Source organism: Aurantiacibacter gangjinensis, assembly GCF_001886695.1.
Lineage (GTDB): Bacteria > Pseudomonadota > Alphaproteobacteria > Sphingomonadales > Sphingomonadaceae > Alteraurantiacibacter > Alteraurantiacibacter gangjinensis.
The window spans coordinates 2,333,615-2,350,983 of the sequence record NZ_CP018097.1 but is presented as its reverse complement, the minus strand read 5'-3'; the positions used below and the strand labels follow the sequence as shown (position 1 = coordinate 2,350,983).

Below are 17,369 nucleotides of genomic sequence, written 5' to 3'. Positions count from 1 at the left end.
GACATGAGTGGCCCCGACACCAAAAAGGCTTCCGATCTTTTCATCGAATGTCTCGAAGCCGAAGGGGTCGAATACATTTTCGGTGTTCCGGGGGAAGAGAACCTCGACCTGCTGGAAAGCCTTTCCAAGTCAGACAGCATCAGGCTCGTCCTCACCCGGCACGAACAGGGCGCGGGCTTCATGGCGGCGACTTACGGGCGGCATACCGGCAAGACCGGCGTCTGCCTCGCCACGCTGGGGCCCGGCGCGACCAATCTGGTGACGGCGGGCGCTTATGCGCAGTTGGGCGGCATGCCGATGCTGATGATTACCGGGCAAAAGCCGATCAAGAGCAGCAAGCAGGGCCGCTTCCAGATACTCGACGTGGTCGAGATGATGGGGCCCATCACGAAATACGCGCACCAGCTGGCCTCGGGCGAGAACATCCCCAGCCGCTTGCGCGAAGCTTTCCGCCTGGCGGAAGAAGAGAAGCCGGGCGCGGTGCATATTGAGCTGCCGGAGGATATTGCGGCAGAGCCGTGCAAGGCGCGACCAATCGCTGCGTCCGTCGCCCGCCGCCCCTCGGCGGAAGGCAAGGCGGTTCGGCTGGCAGTCGAAGCGCTGGAAAAGGCGAAAGCGCCCGTTCTGGTGATCGGCGCAGGGGCCAATCGCAAAATGACGAGCCGGATGCTGCGCCAGCTGGTCGAGAAAACCGGCATCCCCTTCGTCACCACGCAGATGGGGAAGGGCGTGATCGACGAGCGCCATCCGCTCTTTCTGGGATGTGCGGCGCTGTCGTCCGGCGATTTCGTGCACCGCGCGCTGGAAGCCAGCGACTGTATCGTCAATGTCGGGCACGATGTGATCGAAAAGCCGCCCTTCTTCATGCAGCAGGGCGGCGCGACCGTGATCCATGTTTCGACCAAGACGGCGGAAGTGGACCCGGTCTATTTCCCGCAAATCGAAGTCATCGGCGATATCGCCAACGCCATCTGGCAGATCAAGGAAGACGTCGTTCCGCAAGGCAAATGGGATAGCGAATGCCTCACCCGATACCGCGCCGCCGATATCTCCCATTCGCAGGCACTGGCGGACGATACCCGCTTCCCGGTTTTCCCGCCGCATCTGGTGCACACTGTCCGCGACGTGACGCCGGAAGACGGCATCATTTGTCTCGACAATGGCATCTACAAGATATGGTTCGCGCGCTGCTACACGGCCTACCTGCCCAACACCGTGCTGCTGGATAATGCGCTTGCCAGCATGGGGGCCGGGCTGCCGTCTGCGATGATGAGCGCCATGCTCTATCCGGATCGCAAGGTGATGGCGATCTGCGGCGATGGCGGCTTCATGATGAACAGCCAGGAGCTGGAGACGGCAGTGCGCCTCGGCCTCAACCTCACCGTGCTGATCCTGCGGGACGATGCCTATGGCATGATCCGCTGGAAGCAGGCCAATATGGGGTTCGAGGATTACGGCCTCACCTTCGGAAATCCGGATTTCGTGAAGTATGCGCAGAGTTACGGCGCACAGGGCCATCGCGTCGAATCGGCAAAGCATCTGCGCGAGCTGCTGGTCCGTTGCCGCGATACGCCGGGCGTGCACGTGGTGGATTGCCCGGTCGATTATTCGGAGAACGACCGCATCCTCAATCACGAGATCAAGGAACTGTCAGCCCAGCTTTGATTTTCATTTTACGTCACCCCGGCCTTCGAGCCGGGGTCCCGCTTCCTCTCGCGGCGGGACAGAAGAAAGCGGGATCCCGGATCAAGTCCGGGATGACGGAAACAAATGCAGATGCCCCAGCTCAAAGACACCTACCCGCTCTATCTCAACAACAGGGCCGAGCAGCCGAACACCGATCTGGAAGTGATCGACAAATATACAGGCGAGGTCGCCTTCCGCGTGGCGCAGGCCGATCCGGAGATAATCGACAAGGCGATTGCTGGGGCGGTGGCCGCAACCGGGCCGATGGCACGGCTCGCCAGTTACGAGCGCAAGGCGGTGCTGGAGCATTGCGTGTCGCGCTTTCGCGAGCGTTTCGACGAGCTGGCCTATGCGCTGTGTGTCGAGGCCGGAAAGCCGATCGGCGATAGCGAGGGCGAAGTCACAAGGCTGATCGACACTTTCGTCATCGCCGCCGAAGAATCCACACGCATGTATGGCGAGGTCATGCCTCTCGACATCAGCGAACGCGCCAAGGGCTACCAGTCGATCTGGAAGCGCTATCCGGTCGGGCCGTGCAGCTTCATCTCGCCGTTCAATTTTCCGCTGAATCTCGCCGCGCACAAGATCGCGCCAGCCATTGCTGTGGGTTGCCCCTTCGTGATGAAGCCTGCCAGCAAGACACCGCTGGGCGCGATTATCATCGGCGAAATATTGGCGGAGACGGATTTGCCCGAGGGCGCGTTTTCCATCCTGCCAGCCAGCCGTGACGGGGCCGACCTGTTCACCGAGGACGAGCGGCTGAAACTGCTCAGCTTCACCGGCTCGCCTGCCGTAGGCTGGGCGCTGAAAGCGAAGAGCGGGAAGAAGAAGGTCGTGCTGGAACTGGGCGGCAATGCCGCCGTCATCGTCGACCGCGATGCCGACCTGGAAGACGCGCTGGAACGGATCGTGTTCGGCGCCTTCTACCAGTCCGGGCAAAGCTGCATCGGTGTGCAGCGCATCCTCATCCATGAGGAGGTTTACGATCGCTTCAAGGAGATGCTGGTCGAGAAAACCAAGACATTGAAAGCAGGCGACCCGAAAGACCGCGACACCTTTATCGGTCCGATGATCGACGAGGGCGAGGCTCAGAGGCTGAAAGGCTGGATCGACGAAGCGGTAGGGCACGGCGCGACGCTGCTGTGCGGCGGCGGATGCAAGGGCAACATGCTCGAAGCCACGCTGCTGGAAGGCGTCGACAAGCATGCCAAGGTGCTGAACGAAGAAGCTTTTGGCCCGCTCGCCATCCTCCAGCCCTTCGCAACGATGGACGAAGCGCTGGAGGAGGTGAACCGCAGCGAATTCGGCTTGCAGGCGGGTATTTTCACACGCGATCTGTTTGCGATGTTCGATGCGTGGGACAGGCTGGAAGTGGGCGGTATCGTCATCAACGATGTGCCCAGCTACCGCGTGGACAACATGCCCTATGGCGGCGTGAAGGACTCAGGCCTTGGCCGCGAAGGCATCCGCTTCGCCATGGAAGACATGACCGAGATACGGAACCTCGTGATTAGGCGAACCTGAGCCGCGGACTCCCCTCCTTTTAAAGGAGGGGTAGGGGTGGTTTGTGGTGCGCTAGCAGCACCCCGCCGCGACTAGGCAGCAAGCTGCCAAGTCTCGCTACCCCTCCTCTGAATAGGAGGGGTTGAAGACTACCCTTCCTCCAGCAGCAAAATCTCGCATGTCACAGTCAGGCTTGGCGGTTCCATCGCACTGTCGGCCGCCACCACCGCTGCATCCGCTACCAGCTGGCCGCGAATGGCAAATTCATGCTCTGGCAGAAACGCGATAAAGCATTCCCCGGCATCCACCGCTTCCGCACCGTCGAAGCGAAGCACCACGCGGTGGCGCGATCCGGCGAAGGTGATACTGGCCCAGCTGTTCTCCGAATGATGCGTGATGCGACCTTGTCGCTTTCCGAGGTCCAGCAACGCCTCTGTTAACAATTCTCGCGGTCCGCGTTTGGCAGGGCGGGGCGGGCGAGGGCTTTTACGATCAGTATGCACCGGTCGTCTCCCGATACTTGTTCATGAAATGTTCTACCCGTGCTTCTGTTTCTGCACGCGGCATGCGGCCATTGCGCAGGTCGAGCACGAAGCGCGGGTCCTGCGTGGCGAGGCGACCGAACTTGGTGGGCGGCATGCGCGTGTGGCGCAGGAAGACTTCGATCTTGCGAATGAGCATGGTGCAAACCCCTTTGCGACTGCTGACGATGTCACCCCGGCGGCGACTCGATGGCCAAAAGGTCGCGCGCGAAATCCTACTTGTCTAGGAAAAATACATCGTCTAGGAAGTTTTTGTTCACCACAGTAGGAATTTGCCATGGATGCACGCGAAACACTGGTCGAGGCGGCCAAGGCGAGGGGAAGCTCGCTGGCCGCGCTTTCGCGCATGATCGGGCGGAATGGCACCTATCTTCAGCAGTATATCACCAAGGGTAGCCCGAAGAAGCTGGAGGAGGAAGACCGCCGCGTGCTGGCGCAGTTCCTCGGTGTGGATGAGCGCGATCTGGGTGCGCCAAAGGATAATTCCTACGATTCGCGCGGGCGCAATGCTGCCTGGGTGGATGTGCCGCGCCTCGATATCGATGCTTCCGCCGGACCCGGCGCGGTGAATGCCGAGGAAGTGCCCTTCGACGCGTTCCGCTTCTCGCGCAAATGGCTGGCCGAGCAAGGGCTCGACGGCTCCCAGCTTTCCGCCATCCGCGTGGTCGGCGATTCGATGGAGCCGCTCTTGCGCGAGGGCGACGAAGTATTGGTCGACCGGCGCGAACAGCCCTTCCGCGACGGAGTGCATGTGGTGCGCCTTGATGACAGCCTGCTGGTGAAGCGCGTCGCCAGCAAGGGCAATGGCCGCTTCTCGCTGCTCAGCCAGAACCTCGCCTATCCGCCCATCGAGGTAGGCGCGGAAGAGTTTGCCATCATCGGCCGCGTCGTCTGGAAGAGTGGGCGGGTGTGACCGCCGCTTCGGCTTGCATCGTCCGCCAACTGCCGCCACATCGCCGCCATGACTTCCGCTTCCCCCATTCGCGCCGCCATCGTGCCTGTTACGCCCTTCCAGCAGAATTGCTCGCTGGTCTGGTGCACCAAGACTATGCGCGGGGTGCTGGTCGATCCCGGCGGAGAGCTGGAAAAGCTCAAAGCCGCTGTCGCCAAGGCGGGCGTGACGCTGGAAAAAATCCTGCTCACTCACGGCCATGCTGATCACTGCGGGCAGGCGGGAATGCTGGCGAAAGAGCTAGGCCTGCCGATCGAAGGCCCGCACGAAGCTGATCGATTCTGGATCAGCCGTCTTAACGATGACGGCCCGCGCTTCGGCATGGAATGCGAGGTGTTCGAGCCGACGCGCTGGCTGGAGGATGGCGACACCGTCAGCTTCGGCGAAGTCGAGATGGAGGTGTTGCACTGTCCCGGCCACACGCCCGGCCATGTCGTATTCTTCCACCGCGGCGCGAACTTCGCTTTCGTCGGCGATGTGCTGTTCCAGGGAAGCATCGGCCGCACCGATTTCCCGATGAGCAACCATCAAGACCTGCTGGATGCCATCACGCAAAAGCTCTGGCCGCTGGGCGACGGGGTGACGTTTGTTCCCGGCCACGGCTCCACCAGCACCTTCGGCAATGAACGCGCCAGCAATCCGTTCGTCGGTGATGCGGCTATGGCGAAGTAGCGCCTAGCGCGCATATCCAAGCGCCGCGATCACGGCCCAGCCTATCCACAGGGCGTAGCAAAGCCACGTGACCAGCACCCCGATCATGCGCAGCTTGTTCGGCCGGTCCAGATCCATCCCGAAGGCGTGCAGCACGCGCGCTATCAGAAAGGCGAGGGCGGAAAGGGCCAGCACCCAGCCGTGATGGTCCGTCATGTCCAGCGCCAGCACCAGCACCATGGCAAGCGGGGTATATTCCACGAAATTGGCATGGGCGCGCATTCGCTTGGCGAGCGCGGCATTGCCGCCATCGCCATGCAGCACCTTGTCGCTGATGCGCAGCTGGCTGCACCTGATGCCCAGCCACATATTGATGAATGCCGCCAGCGCGATGCTGAGCAGTGAAATGTGCAGGTCGATCATCATGGGCAGCCCTCCGATTGCGGCTATGGGTGCTAAGCCCGCGCCACACCGCTTGCAACCTTTGGAAAACCCGCTATAGCGCGCGCCTTCGCCGCATCCATGGCTCTTGGGTCTGCGCGCTTGCGCGTGCAACCCCGTTGGCCTAGGGCGGCACCCAACAGATTGTAACGAATTCAAGGAACAGGTGCCGCCATGGCTGTCCCTAAGAGAAAAGTATCGCCGCATCGTCGTGGCAACCGACGCGCCCATGATTCGCTGAAGGTGGAAGCCTTTCACGAATGCTCCAACTGCGGCGAGCTGAAGCGTCCGCACATGCTCTGCAACGCCTGTGGCCACTATAATGGTCGCCAGGTGATCGAGCCCAAGGGCGGTCTTTAAGACACACCGGATAAGGAGCGCGCGCTCATGAGCCTGCCCAGGATCGCGATCGATGCGATGGGCGGGGACCATGGCGTGCGTACCATGGTCGAAGGCGCCGCGATTGCGCGGCGTGCCCACGACAAATTCAAATTCCTGCTGGTGGGCGACGAGACGCGGATCAAGGCCGCGCTCGACGAGCATCCCGCCATGCGCGGCGCGTCCGAAATTCTGCATTGCGAGGATGTGGTGGCAGGCGATGAAAAGCCCAGCCGCGCGATTCGCCGTGCCAAGACCACCAGCATGGGCCTCGCCATCAACGCCGTGAAAGAGGGCGATTGCGGCGCGGCCGTATCGGCCGGCAATACCGGCGCGCTGATGGCCATGAGCAAGCTGGCGCTACGCACCATGCCGGGGATCGACCGGCCCGCGCTCGCCGGTCTGATGCCCACGCTGGAAGAGCACGATGTCGTCATGCTCGACCTTGGCGCCAATACCGATTGCGATGCCCGCAACCTGGTGCAGTTCGCCATCATGGGCGCTGCCTATTCGCGCATCATCTACGATTACGATGCACCCCGCGTGCGCCTGCTGAATATCGGCACGGAAGATATCAAGGGCACCGATACGCTGCGCGATGCCGCCTCTGCGCTGCAGAACGCCACCGGTCTGGATATGCAATTCGATGGTTTCGTGGAAAGTGACAAGATCAATCGCGGCGAAGTCGATGTCGTGGTGACGGACGGCTTTTCCGGCAATATCGCGCTGAAAGCGATCGAAGGGACGGCGCGCTTCGTGACCGACCTTTTGAAAACCGCCTTTACCAGTTCGCTGCGATCCAAGATCGGCTTCCTCGTCAGTCGGCCCGCTACCGAACTTCTGCGACACCACCTCGACCCGAACAACCATAATGGCGGGGTCTTCCTCGGCCTCAATGGCGTGATCGTGAAATCGCATGGCAGCGCCAACGCCAAGGGCGTGGCAAATGCCGTGGCGGTGTCGGCGCGCCTGCTCGAAAACGACATTACCCGCCGCATTGCCGCCGACCTTTCCGAACTGGGTGAAGACATGCTCAAAGAGCGCGCCTCTTCAAACGGCAACGGCAATGGAGACGGAGCCAAGTGATCCGTTCCGTCCTGATCGGAAACGGCTCGGCCCTGCCGGCGCAGTGCGTCAGCAATGCGGAGCTGGCAGAGCGTGTCGATACCAGCGACGAGTGGATTCGCGAACGGTCCGGCATCACGCAGCGCTATATTGCGGGTGAGGGCGAGACGACGGCCACCTTGGCCCGCGATGCGGCGCAGGCTGCGCTGGACGATGCCGGGATCACCATCGCCGAGATCGACTTGATCGTTCTGGCGACCGCCACACCGGACAATACTTTCCCCGCCACAGCCACCAAGGTGCAGGCGCTGCTGGGCGGGGCGAACTTCCCCGCCTTCGATGTGGCGGCGGTCTGCTCCGGCTTCCTTTATGCGCTGGGCACGGCGGATGCGATGCTGCGATCCGGCATAGCAAAGCGCGCATTGGTGATCGGGGCGGAGACATTCAGCCGCATCCTCGATTGGGAAGATCGCGCAACCTGCGTGCTGTTCGGCGACGGTGCGGGGGCTTTCGTCATGGAAGCGCAGGACGTGGCCGAGGACGGGCCGGGCGTGATTGCCACGCGCCTCCATGCGGAGGGTAAGCATGGCGAGCTGCTCTATGTCGATGGCGGACCATCCACCACCGGCGAAGTCGGCAAGCTGCGCATGAAGGGCCGCGAAGTGTTTCGCCACGCGGTCGCCAATCTCGCGGGCGTGCTGGGCGAAGTGCTGGAGGATGCGGGGCACGAGCCTTCGGATATCGACTGGATCGTTCCGCACCAGGCGAATCTGCGCATCCTCGATGCAACCGCGCGCAAGCTGGGCCTGACCATGGACAGCGTCGTCGTGACGGTAGACCGGCATGCCAACACATCCGCCGCATCCGTACCGCTCGCGTTCGATGTGGCGAAGAAGGACGGGCGCATCCAGCCCGGCCAGCTGGTGATGCTGGAAGCCATGGGCGGCGGCTTCACCTGGGGCGCGAGCCTGCTGAGAATATAGGATTTTTCCCGACTTTTTCCGTTCTGCGCCTTGCCAAGTCGCTCGTCTGTCTACATAAATGTTAATGGGTCGCGCGACAGGAAGAATTTGGAAGGATACGGCGCATGAATGTAATGCGATCCGTGGGCACATTGACCCGGGCAGACCTCGCCGAAACAATCAATCACAAGATGGGCTTCTCCCGCGCTGAAAGCCTTGAGCTGGTCGAGGCTATTCTGACGACGATGTGCGATGCCATGTCCGATGGCGAGAATGTGAAAATCTCCGGCTTTGGCAGCTTCGTCTTGCGCGACAAGAAAGAACGCGTCGGACGCAATCCGAAAACAGGCGTCGAAGTGCCGATCACGCCGCGCCGCGTGATGACCTTCCGCGCCAGCCAAAAGCTGAAAGACAGGATCGTCAAAGGCTGATGGCGGGTGCGCCATCCTCCGGACCCGTCTTTGATGACGGCAAGGCGCCGGATGCGATGCGCACCATCGGCGAAGTGGCGAGCGCGCTCAATATCAAGCCGCATGTCCTGCGTTATTGGGAGCAGCAATTTCCCATGCTGCGACCGCTGAAGCGTAGCGGTGGCCGCAGGCTTTACCGGCCGGACGATGTGGCGCTGGTGGCCACGATAGACAGGCTGGTAAACCGCGAGGGCTACACGCTTAAAGGCGCAAAACGCGCTCTGTCGCAGGGTGCAGTTGCAGAAACCGAGACTGTCTCGGCTGCGGAGGCCGGATCGTCCGACGCGCGCGAGGCGCAATCCGTCACGGTGGTCCCGCAATTGCGCGCCATCCGCGACCGGCTGGCCGCTGCGCTCAACGCCTGACGTTGCGGCAATTTCCTAGAGGTTGAGCGGGCCCAGATCGGGGTCGAGATCGCGCGGGCGCGCAAAATGGACGATGGCGCCGCAGCCGCTTTCAAGGTCCGCCCAGCTGTCGATATCCAGCTCCAGCACGGCGAAAGCGGCGGTCGGGAATTTGCGCATCACATCCTTGAAATGCGTGTCTTCCTTGCCGCTTGCGACCAGGTCCAGCGCCAGTTCCTGCATGCCCGGATTGTGGCCTGCCATCAGCACGGCGTCTTCACTGTCGTTGCAGGCTTGCAGCAGGCGAATGAGCGTAGATGCATCGGCGAGGTAGGCCGTTTCCTCGAAGCGGACGGGTAGATCCAGGCGGCTGAATTCCAGCGTCCGCTTGACCCGTTCGGCGGGGCTGGCCACCACGCTTTTCCAATCGCCGCCATGCTCTGCAATATGCGCGCCCATCAGCGCCGCGCCGCGCTGCCCGCGCTCGTTAAGGCCGCGATCGAAATCGCGCAGGCTCATATCGTCCCAGTCGGACTTGGCGTGGCGGAAAATGCCGAGGCGCTTCACTTAGGGCAGATCCTCTTGCGGTTGCATGGTTTTGCCAGAAACACCCCCGGCGACGCGTTGTAAAGCTCCATCGAGCGTCAGGCGCGTGACAGGCACACCTTCGGGAAAGGCACTGAGCAGGCGCGATGGGAATGCGGGGGAGAGCACGATGAAGTGCCCCTTGTCGCCCGCGCTACGGATCAGGCGGCCGAAGGCCTGCGCCAGGCGCCCGCGAATAATCTGGTCGTCATAGGCGCTGCCGCCATTTGCCGCGCGGCGGGCGCGGTGGAGGATGCTGGGCTTGGGCCAGGGCACCTGCTCCATCACCACGCAGCGCAGCGACTCTCCGGGCACATCCACCCCGTCGCGCAGGGCATCGGTGCCCAGCAGGCTGGCGCGCGGATCGTCGCGGAAAATGTCAACTAGCGTGCCGGTGTCGATCGGGTCGACATGCTGGGCGTAGAGCGGCAGGCCTTCGCGCGCCAGACGGTCGGCGATGCGGCCATGCACTGCGCGCAGGCGGCGGATGGCGGTGAACAGGCCCAGCACGCCGCCGCCCGATGCCTCGATTAGCCGCGCATAGGCGCCTGCCAACCCGGCGAGGTCGCCCTTCTTCACGTCGGTGACGATCAGCACCTCGGCATTGTTGGCATAATCGAAAGGGCTTTTCGCATCCGCCAGGCGCGGCGCGACTTCGATATGCGGCGCGCCGGACCTTGCGATGGCACCAGGCCAGTCCGGCCCGCCTTCCGCGCGGTCTGTCAGCGTGGCACTGGTGAGCATGACGCCATGCGCCGGTTCCAGCACGACATTGGCGAAGGGCTTCATCGGGTCGAGGAAGCGGCGGTGCAGGCCGATGTCGAATTCGCGCGCGTCGTTGCGGTCGACCGCCAGCCAGTCGACGAATTGCGGGTCCGCCGCGCCGCCGAGGCGACCTAGCAAAGCTTCCCAAGCTGCCAGCGTGTCGATCCGCCAGCTGAGCGAGAAGCGCGCGCCTTCGATGCGGGCGCGGCCTTGCCCGTCGAGCCAGTCGGGCGGGTCTTCCAGCATGGCTTCCAGCCGCACGCCCAGCTTGATGAGCGGCTGGCGGATCGCACCGAGCGCCTGCGCAGCTGCCTGCGCGCGTTCGATGAAGTCGCCGTCCAGCGCTGCGGCCTCAGTCTCTATCCCATAGCCGGCATCGGCGGACCCGCTTTCGTCGCGCGCATAGGTGAGCGCGCGCACGGCGGCGAGCAAAGCCTCCACCGGGCCGGATGGCGCGTTCTCGGCCAACCTGCCGATCCAGCCTTCGCCGGGGAGCGCCTGTGCTGCCTCGCAGGCAGTGTCGATAGCCTCGCCGCCCGCTGCATCATAGCTGGCGACATCGGCCAGACGTGCGGCCAGTCCGCGTCGCCTGCCTTTCGAGCCACGCTCGGGACCGAGGATCCAGCGCTTCAGTTCGATAGCTTCGCCGCCAGTCAACGCGGCGGCGAAAGTGCTGTCGGCGGCATCGAATACGTGGTGCCCCTCGTCGAATACGATGCGCGTGGGGCGCTGCGCATGGTCGCGTCCGCGTGCAGCGTTCACCATCACCAGCGCATGGTTGGCGATGACGAGATCAGCTTGCGCGCTCGCCCGCGCGCTGCGTTCGATGAAGCATTTTCGGTAATGCGGGCAGCCGGCATACACGCATTCGCCGCGCTGGTCGGTCAGCGACTTGATCGCACGGCTCCGGAAAAGCGTGCCCAGCCAGCCCGGCAAGTCGCCGCCGATCATGTCGCCATCGCGGGTGAAGGCTGCCCAGCGCGCCACCAGATGCGCAAGGATCGCCGCGCGGCCGCCAAAGCCGCCTTGCAGCGCGTCTTCAAGGTTGAGCAGGCAGAGATAGTTCTCCCGCCCCTTTCGCACCACGACAGGCCGCGTGCCATCCTCGCGCCGGTCGGGCCAGGCGCGCGTGGCCTCGCTGCGCAGCTGGCGCTGGAGGTTCTTGGTATAGGTGCTGACCCACACGGTGCCGCCGCTCTCGCCCGCCCATAGCGACGCGGGCGCGAGATAGCCCAGTGTCTTGCCGATGCCGGTGCCCGCTTGCGCCAGCAGGAGATGCGGCCTGTCGCGCTTCTCCCGGGGGGCGAAGATGCCGCCGACATTGCGGGCATAGTCGCGCTGCCCCTCGCGCCTTTCGGATCCTTCGCCGGTCAGTCGTTCGAGCTGGCCCTCGATCGCCGCTTCGCCGATCGCGACCTGTCGCGGCTGCGGGCGTTCGGCATGTTCCTCCCATTCGGGCAGCTTCGAGAAGAGCCATTTCTCCGCTTTTTGCGGGCGCACGACATGGCGCGAGAGGACAGGTGCCCACGGCCAGCGCAAGCGGGTGAGCGATTGCAGCGTGGACCAAGCGCCTTCGCGCTCCGCCCAGTCTGTGGCTTCGCAGCGCGCCAGCAAAGTGCCTGCCGCCTGCTGCAGCAGGCGCGGCACGCCTCCGCCATCGGCTGGCTCCTCCAGCCCAAGCGCATGGGCTAGTCCCTTCGGCGTCGGCACGCAGAATGTGGCCGGGTGGACGAAAGCGAACAGCTCCAGCAGGTCGAGGCCGGAGAGGTCCGGATAGCCAAGCCGGGTAGAGATCAGCGGGGCATTGAGGATAAGGTGCGGCGTATCCGCCACCGCCATTACCGCCTCGCCTTTCGACACACCGCGCACATCGCCGTCGCTATTGCAAACCCAGCTGCCCGAATGGCTCGCATGCAGCGCGGGCAGGGCAAGCGGCTGTGGTTCGACGGAGTGGGAGGGAGGCTGCGCAGGCATGAATGGCCACTATCGCGCGGGAGAACACAATGTAAACATTCGCATGCGCGCTTCCCCCAAAACGTCGCTTATCGCGCGGACGGGGCAAGTGGTCGCTCACATTCGTAGCCGGGCCGAATGAAGCACGCGCATTCGCCTTGCATTAAGGACGGATTCGGTCTGGAGACTGGCAACAGGTACCATGACGCGAACAACGATCTTCCGAACCCTTCCGGCGACCATGATGCTGACGCTGACCGTGCCTGCAATGGCGCAAAAGGCGCAGCCTACGCCCACGCCTACGCCCAGCGTGCGGGTGATCCAGGAGGATTTCAGCCTGCCGCCGGGTGACCAGCCGCGCTTCCGCCCGAATGAACCGATGGTGCAGCCGCTGCCCAACGCGACGCCCACCAGCAGGCCGACCCCGCGGGCGACGCAGACGGCGTCACCGTCTGAAAGCCGCGAGCCGGTCGTCCCCCCGACACCCGCCACCCGCGCACCGGCTGAGGGCGTACCGCAGGCGTCACCGCCTTCGGCTTCGCCACGGCTCGATCGGCCGCCAGTGTCAGAGGTGGGCGCGGGAAGCGAGCGGCCCGACACCGCTCCGGCGCCTGAAACCATGCCGGACCCGCTGCCGGGTCGCGCTGATCCATTGCCGGGCTCCGGCGCTGCCGCGTCTCCTGCGCCGGTCGAGCCTGCGGACGACGCTTCCTATAGCTGGCTGTGGTGGTTGCTCGGTGCCGCCCTGCTGGTGGGCCTTGCCATCCTTGCCGCACGCTTGCTGAGGAAGCGCGAGGACATCGTCGTGGTCGAGAAAATCGAGCGCTATCGCTTGCCCGAAGCCGACCGCGCGGAGGCCGCGCCTGCCGCGCCCGGGCCGTCACCAGCCGCCGATGCCGGGTTCGTCACCATACCCGCGCGAAGGCAGCCCGCCGCCTCCAAGCCTGCGCCCCCGCGAGAAACAGAGCCGTCCATCGACGATGATGGCTTCGTCACAATCAAATCAGCCCGCAGCAAGCCGCGTCCGGCACCGGAACGCCCGGCCCCCGACGGGTTCGTCTCTATCCGCAGCCCGAGACTGCGCTGATATTTGCTAGCTGCGCTCGCCGCCAGTATTCACGGAGAGCGTTTCCTTGAACGTGTGCGTCACATAGGGGAACGGGATTTCGATGCCCGCATCATCCAGCGCGCGCTTGATGGCCTTGATCGCTTTCGAGCGTGCTTCCCAGCCGTCGCGCGGCTTGGACCCGCTCCAGAACCGCACTTTGAAATCGACCGAGCTCGCGCCGAATTCGATGGCGTAGACTTCCACGCCCTTGTCCATGTCGATGCCTTCGACGGACTCGGCGGCTTTCCGGATGACGCCTTCCGCCTGCTCCAAGTCGGTATCGTAGGATACGCCGCAAATGATCTCCGTCCGCGATCGCTGCTCATCGGTCAGGATCTTGACCGGGTTCTTGAAGATGATCGAATTGGGGATGATCGTCAGCTCGTTGGATAGCTGGCGGATATGCGTTTCGCGCAGGGTGATGTTCTCCACGCGGCCCGTGATGCCTTCCACTTCGATCACATCGCCGATGCGCATCTTCTCGCGCAGCATGATGAGTACGCCGGCGAGGAAGTTCTCGAAAATGTCCTGGAAGGCGAAGCCGATGGCGACCGCGCCGATGCCGAGGCCCGCAATTGCGCCTGCCGGGGTGAAGCCGGGAATGGCAATGGCGGCGGCAACCAGCAGGCCGATCAGCCAGATCGCCAGCTTCACCACTGTCTCTACCAGCTTTTGCAGGCTGGCGCGCATTGAGGTGGTGCCAATCAGCTTGTCGGCGATCTTCACCGCGAATTTGGCGATAATCCACGTGATGAACAAGACAACCAGCGCAATGGCGAGGTTGGGCAGGATGGAGACGAACCCCTCCTGCATGTCACGCAGCTGGTCGTTTATGGTCGCGATGTAATCCAAGAGAGGCCCCTGTTTTCCGTTTGCCAAGTAATGAGCCGCGCTGCCGATGGGTTCCGCATTTGTCGCTGTCCTACGTAGGCGCGCGAGTGCTGGAAGATCGGCCATGCCTCGTCCCGCTTCCAGATTTGCTCTCCGCCCGCCCGTGGCGGAAGCGACGGCGGCGCTACCGGAAGGTTACATCTCGATAGTGCAAGACTACCGCTATTTGCCGGTTATTCCATGCGAAAACGGATATTCGGATTATTCCGAAACGGCGTGTTGGCGCTCCATGTTAGGTACGTGCAGCGCCTTCGCACTTGCACCATGGCCAGTCCTCGCGCAAAAGCCGCCGCCTATGTTCAGCACCGATCTCATTGCAGCCGCTCGCAGTTCCAAAGCCTGGCCATTCGTCGAGGCGCAGCGCCTCGCCAAGCGGTTCCGCGACGGCAAACCAGGCGGCGAGCCGGTGCTCTTCGAGACAGGCTACGGCCCCAGTGGTCTGCCGCATATCGGCACCTTTCAGGAAGTGCTGCGCACCACGCTGGTGCGCAAGGCTTACGAGATCGTCGGTGCCGCCGAAGACGGCACGCCCGCGCCGACGCGGCTGGTTGCCTTCAGCGACGACATGGACGGTTTGCGCAAAGTGCCCGACAATTTGCCGAACCCGGCGATGCTGGCGAAGCATCTGGGCAAGCCGCTTTGCCAAATCCCCGATCCGTTCGAAAAGTATGAGAGCTTCGCGCATCACAACAATGCCATGCTGCGCGACTTCCTCGACCGCTTCGGCTTCGAATACGAGTTCGTGGCCGCCAGCGATCGGTACAATTCCGGTGCTTTCGACGGCGCGCTCGCCAACGTGCTCCGCAATTACGATAGCATTATGGACATCATGCTGCCGACATTGCGCGAAGAGCGGCGCCAGACCTACTCGCCAGTGCTGCCGGTCAGCCCCACCACCGGTGCGGTGTTGCAGGTGCCGGTCGAGGTCGTCGATGCCGATGCGGGCATGGTCCGCTTCACCGATGAGGACGGCTCCACCGTGGAGCAAAGCGTGTTCGGCGGACAGGCAAAGCTGCAATGGAAGGTGGACTGGGCCATGCGCTGGGTCGATCTGGGCGTCGACTATGAGATGTATGGCAAGGACTTGACCGATAGCGGTGTGCAGTCGGGTCGCATCGCGAAAGTGCTGGGCGGTCGCAAGCCTGAGGGAATGATCTACGAAATGTTCCTCGACGCCGCTGGCGAGAAGATCAGCAAGTCGAAGGGTAACGGCCTCTCCATCGAGGAATGGCTGACTTATGGCTCGCAAGAGAGCCTGTCGCATTACATCTACGCCAATCCAAAAAGCGCCAAGCAGCTGCATGCCGGCATCATCCCGCGCGCGGTGGATGAATACTGGCAATTCCGCGAGCGTATTCCGGAGCAGGAGCTTGACAAGCAGCTCGGCAATCCCGCCTGGCATCTGCTGCGCGTGGAACATGGGGGAGACAGCCAACCGCCGCAGGGCGCCGGGGACAGCCTGCCTGTCACATACGGCCTGTTGCTGAACCTGGCGAGCGTGCTGGGGACCGAGGCAAGCGCGGACAGTCTCCGCGACTACGTCGCGAGCTATTCCGATGACGCCGCGGGCAACCCGCATGTCGAACGGCTGATCGAGACGGCCATCGCGTACAACCGGGACTTTGTGGCGCCGACACTCAACAAGCGCGCTCCTACCGATTCGGAGGCGGGCGCGCTTCGCGAACTCGACGCCGGTTTGCAATTGCTGGATGTTAATTCGACGGCAGAAGAACTACAGTCTTTGGTCTATGAAATAGGCAAGAAAGAGCAATTCGGCTTTACAAATCTGCGAGATTGGTTCCGTTGTCTATACGAGACCTTGCTCGGTTCTTCGCAAGGGCCGCGCATGGGGAGTTTCATTGCCTTGTACGGCATCGAAAACACCCGCAGTCTTATCGAAGAGGCTCTCAATAGGGACAGAGCCTCACGCTAGTTTGAGGGGTCAGTCGCATGGGTCGCACCGGCGATGATGAGATAGGGCGCATTCCGCCCAGTGAAGCGAGCACCGATCAGGTGCGCCGCGAATACGATACGTCCAAGCTGGACGATAGCTTGCGTGAACGACTGAGCGAGCTGCGCATCGGCTCGCGCGAGCTTTTTTTGCAGGCTACAGAGCAGACGCGCATGGCGATCGTGGTGGTCGACCCGTACGACTTCGACCAGCCTATCGCCTACGTCAATCGCGCCTTCATTGAGATGACCGGCTATTCGCGTGAAGAGGCCATCGGCCGCAATTGCCGCTTCCTGCAAGGCCCCGATACCGATCCAGATGCCGTGGCCGAAATCCGCAAGGCGCTGGACGCGGAAAAGGTCTCGGTCGTCCAACTTCTGAATTACCGCAAGGACGGCACACCGTTCTGGAACTCGCTGCATATCGGCCCGCTCTACGATGCCGACGGCAAGCTCGCCTATTTCTACGGATCGCAATGGGATGTGACGCGCCGCGTCGAAGCGCAACTCGACAGCGAGGCGCAGCAGCGTGCCGCGGGTGAATTGCAGCACCGCCTGCACAATCTCTTCGCAGTCATGAGCGCCATCGTGCGCATTTCCGCGCGCGGGCAAACCACGGTTGATGGCCTTTCCGACAAGATCGTCGCTCGCCTTGAAGCCTTGGGCAGGGCGCACCGCACCACGATTGGAAAAGGTGGCACGAATGCGCCGGCTACCGGTCTGCGCAACCTCGTCGAAATGGTGCTCGAGCCATATCGCGATGCGCATGCGCATGGCATTACCTTGTCCGGCGCCGATGTGCAGCTGCCCTCGCGCATGGTGACTTCGGTAGGCGTCGCGCTGCACGAGTTGGCGACCAATGCGATGAAATACGGTGCGCTCGGCCTGCGCGACGGCAATGTCGCTATCAGCTGGACGGTGAACGACGATGTGCTCGAACTGGTCTGGTCGGAAACCAAGGAAGGCCTTTCCGACGCCAAGCCCGTGCCAACGGCTGGCAATGGCAGCGGATCGCGTATCGTGGAAGGCGTGCTGCGTTCGCTCGGTGGCGAGATCGTGACCGAAATCGGCGAGCAGAGCTACACCGCGACGATCACCGTACCGCTGCCGGTCGACGCCTGAC

The 17,369-nt window shown here is 63.0% G+C and carries 18 protein-coding genes; 12 read left to right on the top strand and 6 right to left on the bottom strand.

Going from position 1 to position 17,369, the window contains the following annotated elements; all coding sequences use genetic code 11:
• The first annotated feature begins 3 nt into the window (after nt 1-3).
• Both BMF35_RS11480 and BMF35_RS11475 read left to right on the top strand, forming a co-directional pair.
• Nucleotides 4-1,665: an acetolactate synthase large subunit gene (locus tag BMF35_RS11480; RefSeq protein WP_047006553.1), complete on the top strand. Its 1,662-nt coding sequence runs from the start codon at nt 4-6 to the stop codon at nt 1,663-1,665.
• A 105-nt stretch (nt 1,666-1,770) separates the two neighbouring features.
• Entirely contained in the window at nt 1,771-3,210 is a 1,440-nt protein-coding gene (locus BMF35_RS11475) for an aldehyde dehydrogenase family protein (protein ID WP_047006047.1), read from the top strand.
• Nucleotides 3,211-3,338: 128 nt separating this feature from the next.
• Here the strand turns inward: BMF35_RS11475 and BMF35_RS11470 are convergent, their stop codons facing one another.
• On the bottom strand, nt 3,339-3,617 hold the full coding sequence (locus BMF35_RS11470) for a hypothetical protein (RefSeq protein ID WP_236781524.1): 279 nt from the start codon (nt 3,615-3,617) through the stop codon (nt 3,339-3,341).
• A gap of 64 nt (nt 3,618-3,681) precedes the next feature.
• The gene (locus tag BMF35_RS11465) at nt 3,682-3,870 is read right to left on the bottom strand and encodes a hypothetical protein (RefSeq protein WP_047006045.1); all 189 of its coding nucleotides are present in this window, start codon (nt 3,868-3,870) and stop codon (nt 3,682-3,684) included.
• Nucleotides 3,871-4,008: 138 nt separating this feature from the next.
• Here BMF35_RS11465 and BMF35_RS11460 point away from each other — a divergent pair, with 138 nt between their 5' ends.
• Both BMF35_RS11460 and BMF35_RS11455 read left to right on the top strand, forming a co-directional pair.
• Complete coding sequence (locus BMF35_RS11460; protein ID WP_047006044.1) at nt 4,009-4,644, top strand: LexA family transcriptional regulator; 636 nt, start codon at nt 4,009-4,011, stop codon at nt 4,642-4,644.
• Between the two features lie 48 nt (nt 4,645-4,692).
• Nucleotides 4,693-5,355, top strand: a complete 663-nt coding sequence (locus BMF35_RS11455; RefSeq protein ID WP_269466286.1) for an MBL fold metallo-hydrolase — start codon at nt 4,693-4,695, stop codon at nt 5,353-5,355.
• Nucleotides 5,356-5,358: 3 nt separating this feature from the next.
• On the opposite strand, the gene BMF35_RS11450 is transcribed toward BMF35_RS11455, so the two are convergent.
• The gene (locus tag BMF35_RS11450; RefSeq protein WP_236781523.1) at nt 5,359-5,760 is read right to left on the bottom strand and encodes an MAPEG family protein; all 402 of its coding nucleotides are present in this window, start codon (nt 5,758-5,760) and stop codon (nt 5,359-5,361) included.
• A gap of 189 nt (nt 5,761-5,949) precedes the next feature.
• Between BMF35_RS11450 and rpmF the strand changes: the two genes are divergently transcribed.
• From rpmF to BMF35_RS11425, 5 genes are all read left to right on the top strand, one after another.
• Complete coding sequence (rpmF, locus tag BMF35_RS11445; RefSeq protein WP_071961216.1) at nt 5,950-6,135, top strand: 50S ribosomal protein L32; 186 nt, start codon at nt 5,950-5,952, stop codon at nt 6,133-6,135.
• 27 nt (nt 6,136-6,162) lie between these two features.
• Entirely contained in the window at nt 6,163-7,239 is a 1,077-nt protein-coding gene (gene plsX / locus BMF35_RS11440) for a phosphate acyltransferase PlsX (RefSeq protein WP_047006043.1), read from the top strand.
• Nucleotides 7,236-8,201: a beta-ketoacyl-ACP synthase III gene (locus tag BMF35_RS11435; protein ID WP_047006042.1), complete on the top strand. Its 966-nt coding sequence runs from the start codon at nt 7,236-7,238 to the stop codon at nt 8,199-8,201. The genes plsX and BMF35_RS11435 overlap by 4 nt, the downstream gene beginning before the upstream one ends.
• A gap of 113 nt (nt 8,202-8,314) precedes the next feature.
• A complete protein-coding gene (locus BMF35_RS11430; RefSeq protein ID WP_162199216.1) occupies nt 8,315-8,611 on the top strand; it encodes an integration host factor subunit alpha in 297 nt (98 codons plus the stop codon).
• Nucleotides 8,611-9,015 (top strand): MerR family transcriptional regulator, encoded by a 405-nt coding sequence (locus BMF35_RS11425; protein ID WP_047006041.1) that lies wholly within the window; start codon nt 8,611-8,613, stop codon nt 9,013-9,015. The genes BMF35_RS11430 and BMF35_RS11425 overlap by 1 nt, the downstream gene beginning before the upstream one ends.
• Nucleotides 9,016-9,030: 15 nt before the next feature.
• Here BMF35_RS11425 and BMF35_RS11420 read toward each other — a convergent pair whose 3' ends face one another.
• A complete protein-coding gene (locus BMF35_RS11420; protein WP_047006040.1) occupies nt 9,031-9,561 on the bottom strand; it encodes a SixA phosphatase family protein in 531 nt (176 codons plus the stop codon).
• Entirely contained in the window at nt 9,562-12,318 is a 2,757-nt protein-coding gene (locus tag BMF35_RS11415; protein ID WP_047006039.1) for an ATP-dependent DNA helicase, read from the bottom strand.
• Between the two features lie 181 nt (nt 12,319-12,499).
• On the opposite strand from BMF35_RS11415, the gene BMF35_RS11410 reads away from it, so the two are divergent.
• A complete protein-coding gene (locus BMF35_RS11410; protein ID WP_047006038.1) occupies nt 12,500-13,384 on the top strand; it encodes a hypothetical protein in 885 nt (294 codons plus the stop codon).
• A gap of 6 nt (nt 13,385-13,390) precedes the next feature.
• Here the strand turns inward: BMF35_RS11410 and BMF35_RS11405 are convergent, their stop codons facing one another.
• The gene (locus BMF35_RS11405; protein WP_047006037.1) at nt 13,391-14,257 is read right to left on the bottom strand and encodes a mechanosensitive ion channel family protein; all 867 of its coding nucleotides are present in this window, start codon (nt 14,255-14,257) and stop codon (nt 13,391-13,393) included.
• Between the two features lie 334 nt (nt 14,258-14,591).
• Here BMF35_RS11405 and BMF35_RS11400 point away from each other — a divergent pair, with 334 nt between their 5' ends.
• Both BMF35_RS11400 and BMF35_RS11395 read left to right on the top strand, forming a co-directional pair.
• Entirely contained in the window at nt 14,592-16,229 is a 1,638-nt protein-coding gene (locus BMF35_RS11400; protein ID WP_047006036.1) for a lysine--tRNA ligase, read from the top strand.
• Nucleotides 16,230-16,246: 17 nt separating this feature from the next.
• Nucleotides 16,247-17,368: a PAS domain-containing protein gene (locus tag BMF35_RS11395; RefSeq protein WP_052765930.1), complete on the top strand. Its 1,122-nt coding sequence runs from the start codon at nt 16,247-16,249 to the stop codon at nt 17,366-17,368.
• The last annotated feature ends 1 nt before the right edge of the window (nt 17,369 follow it).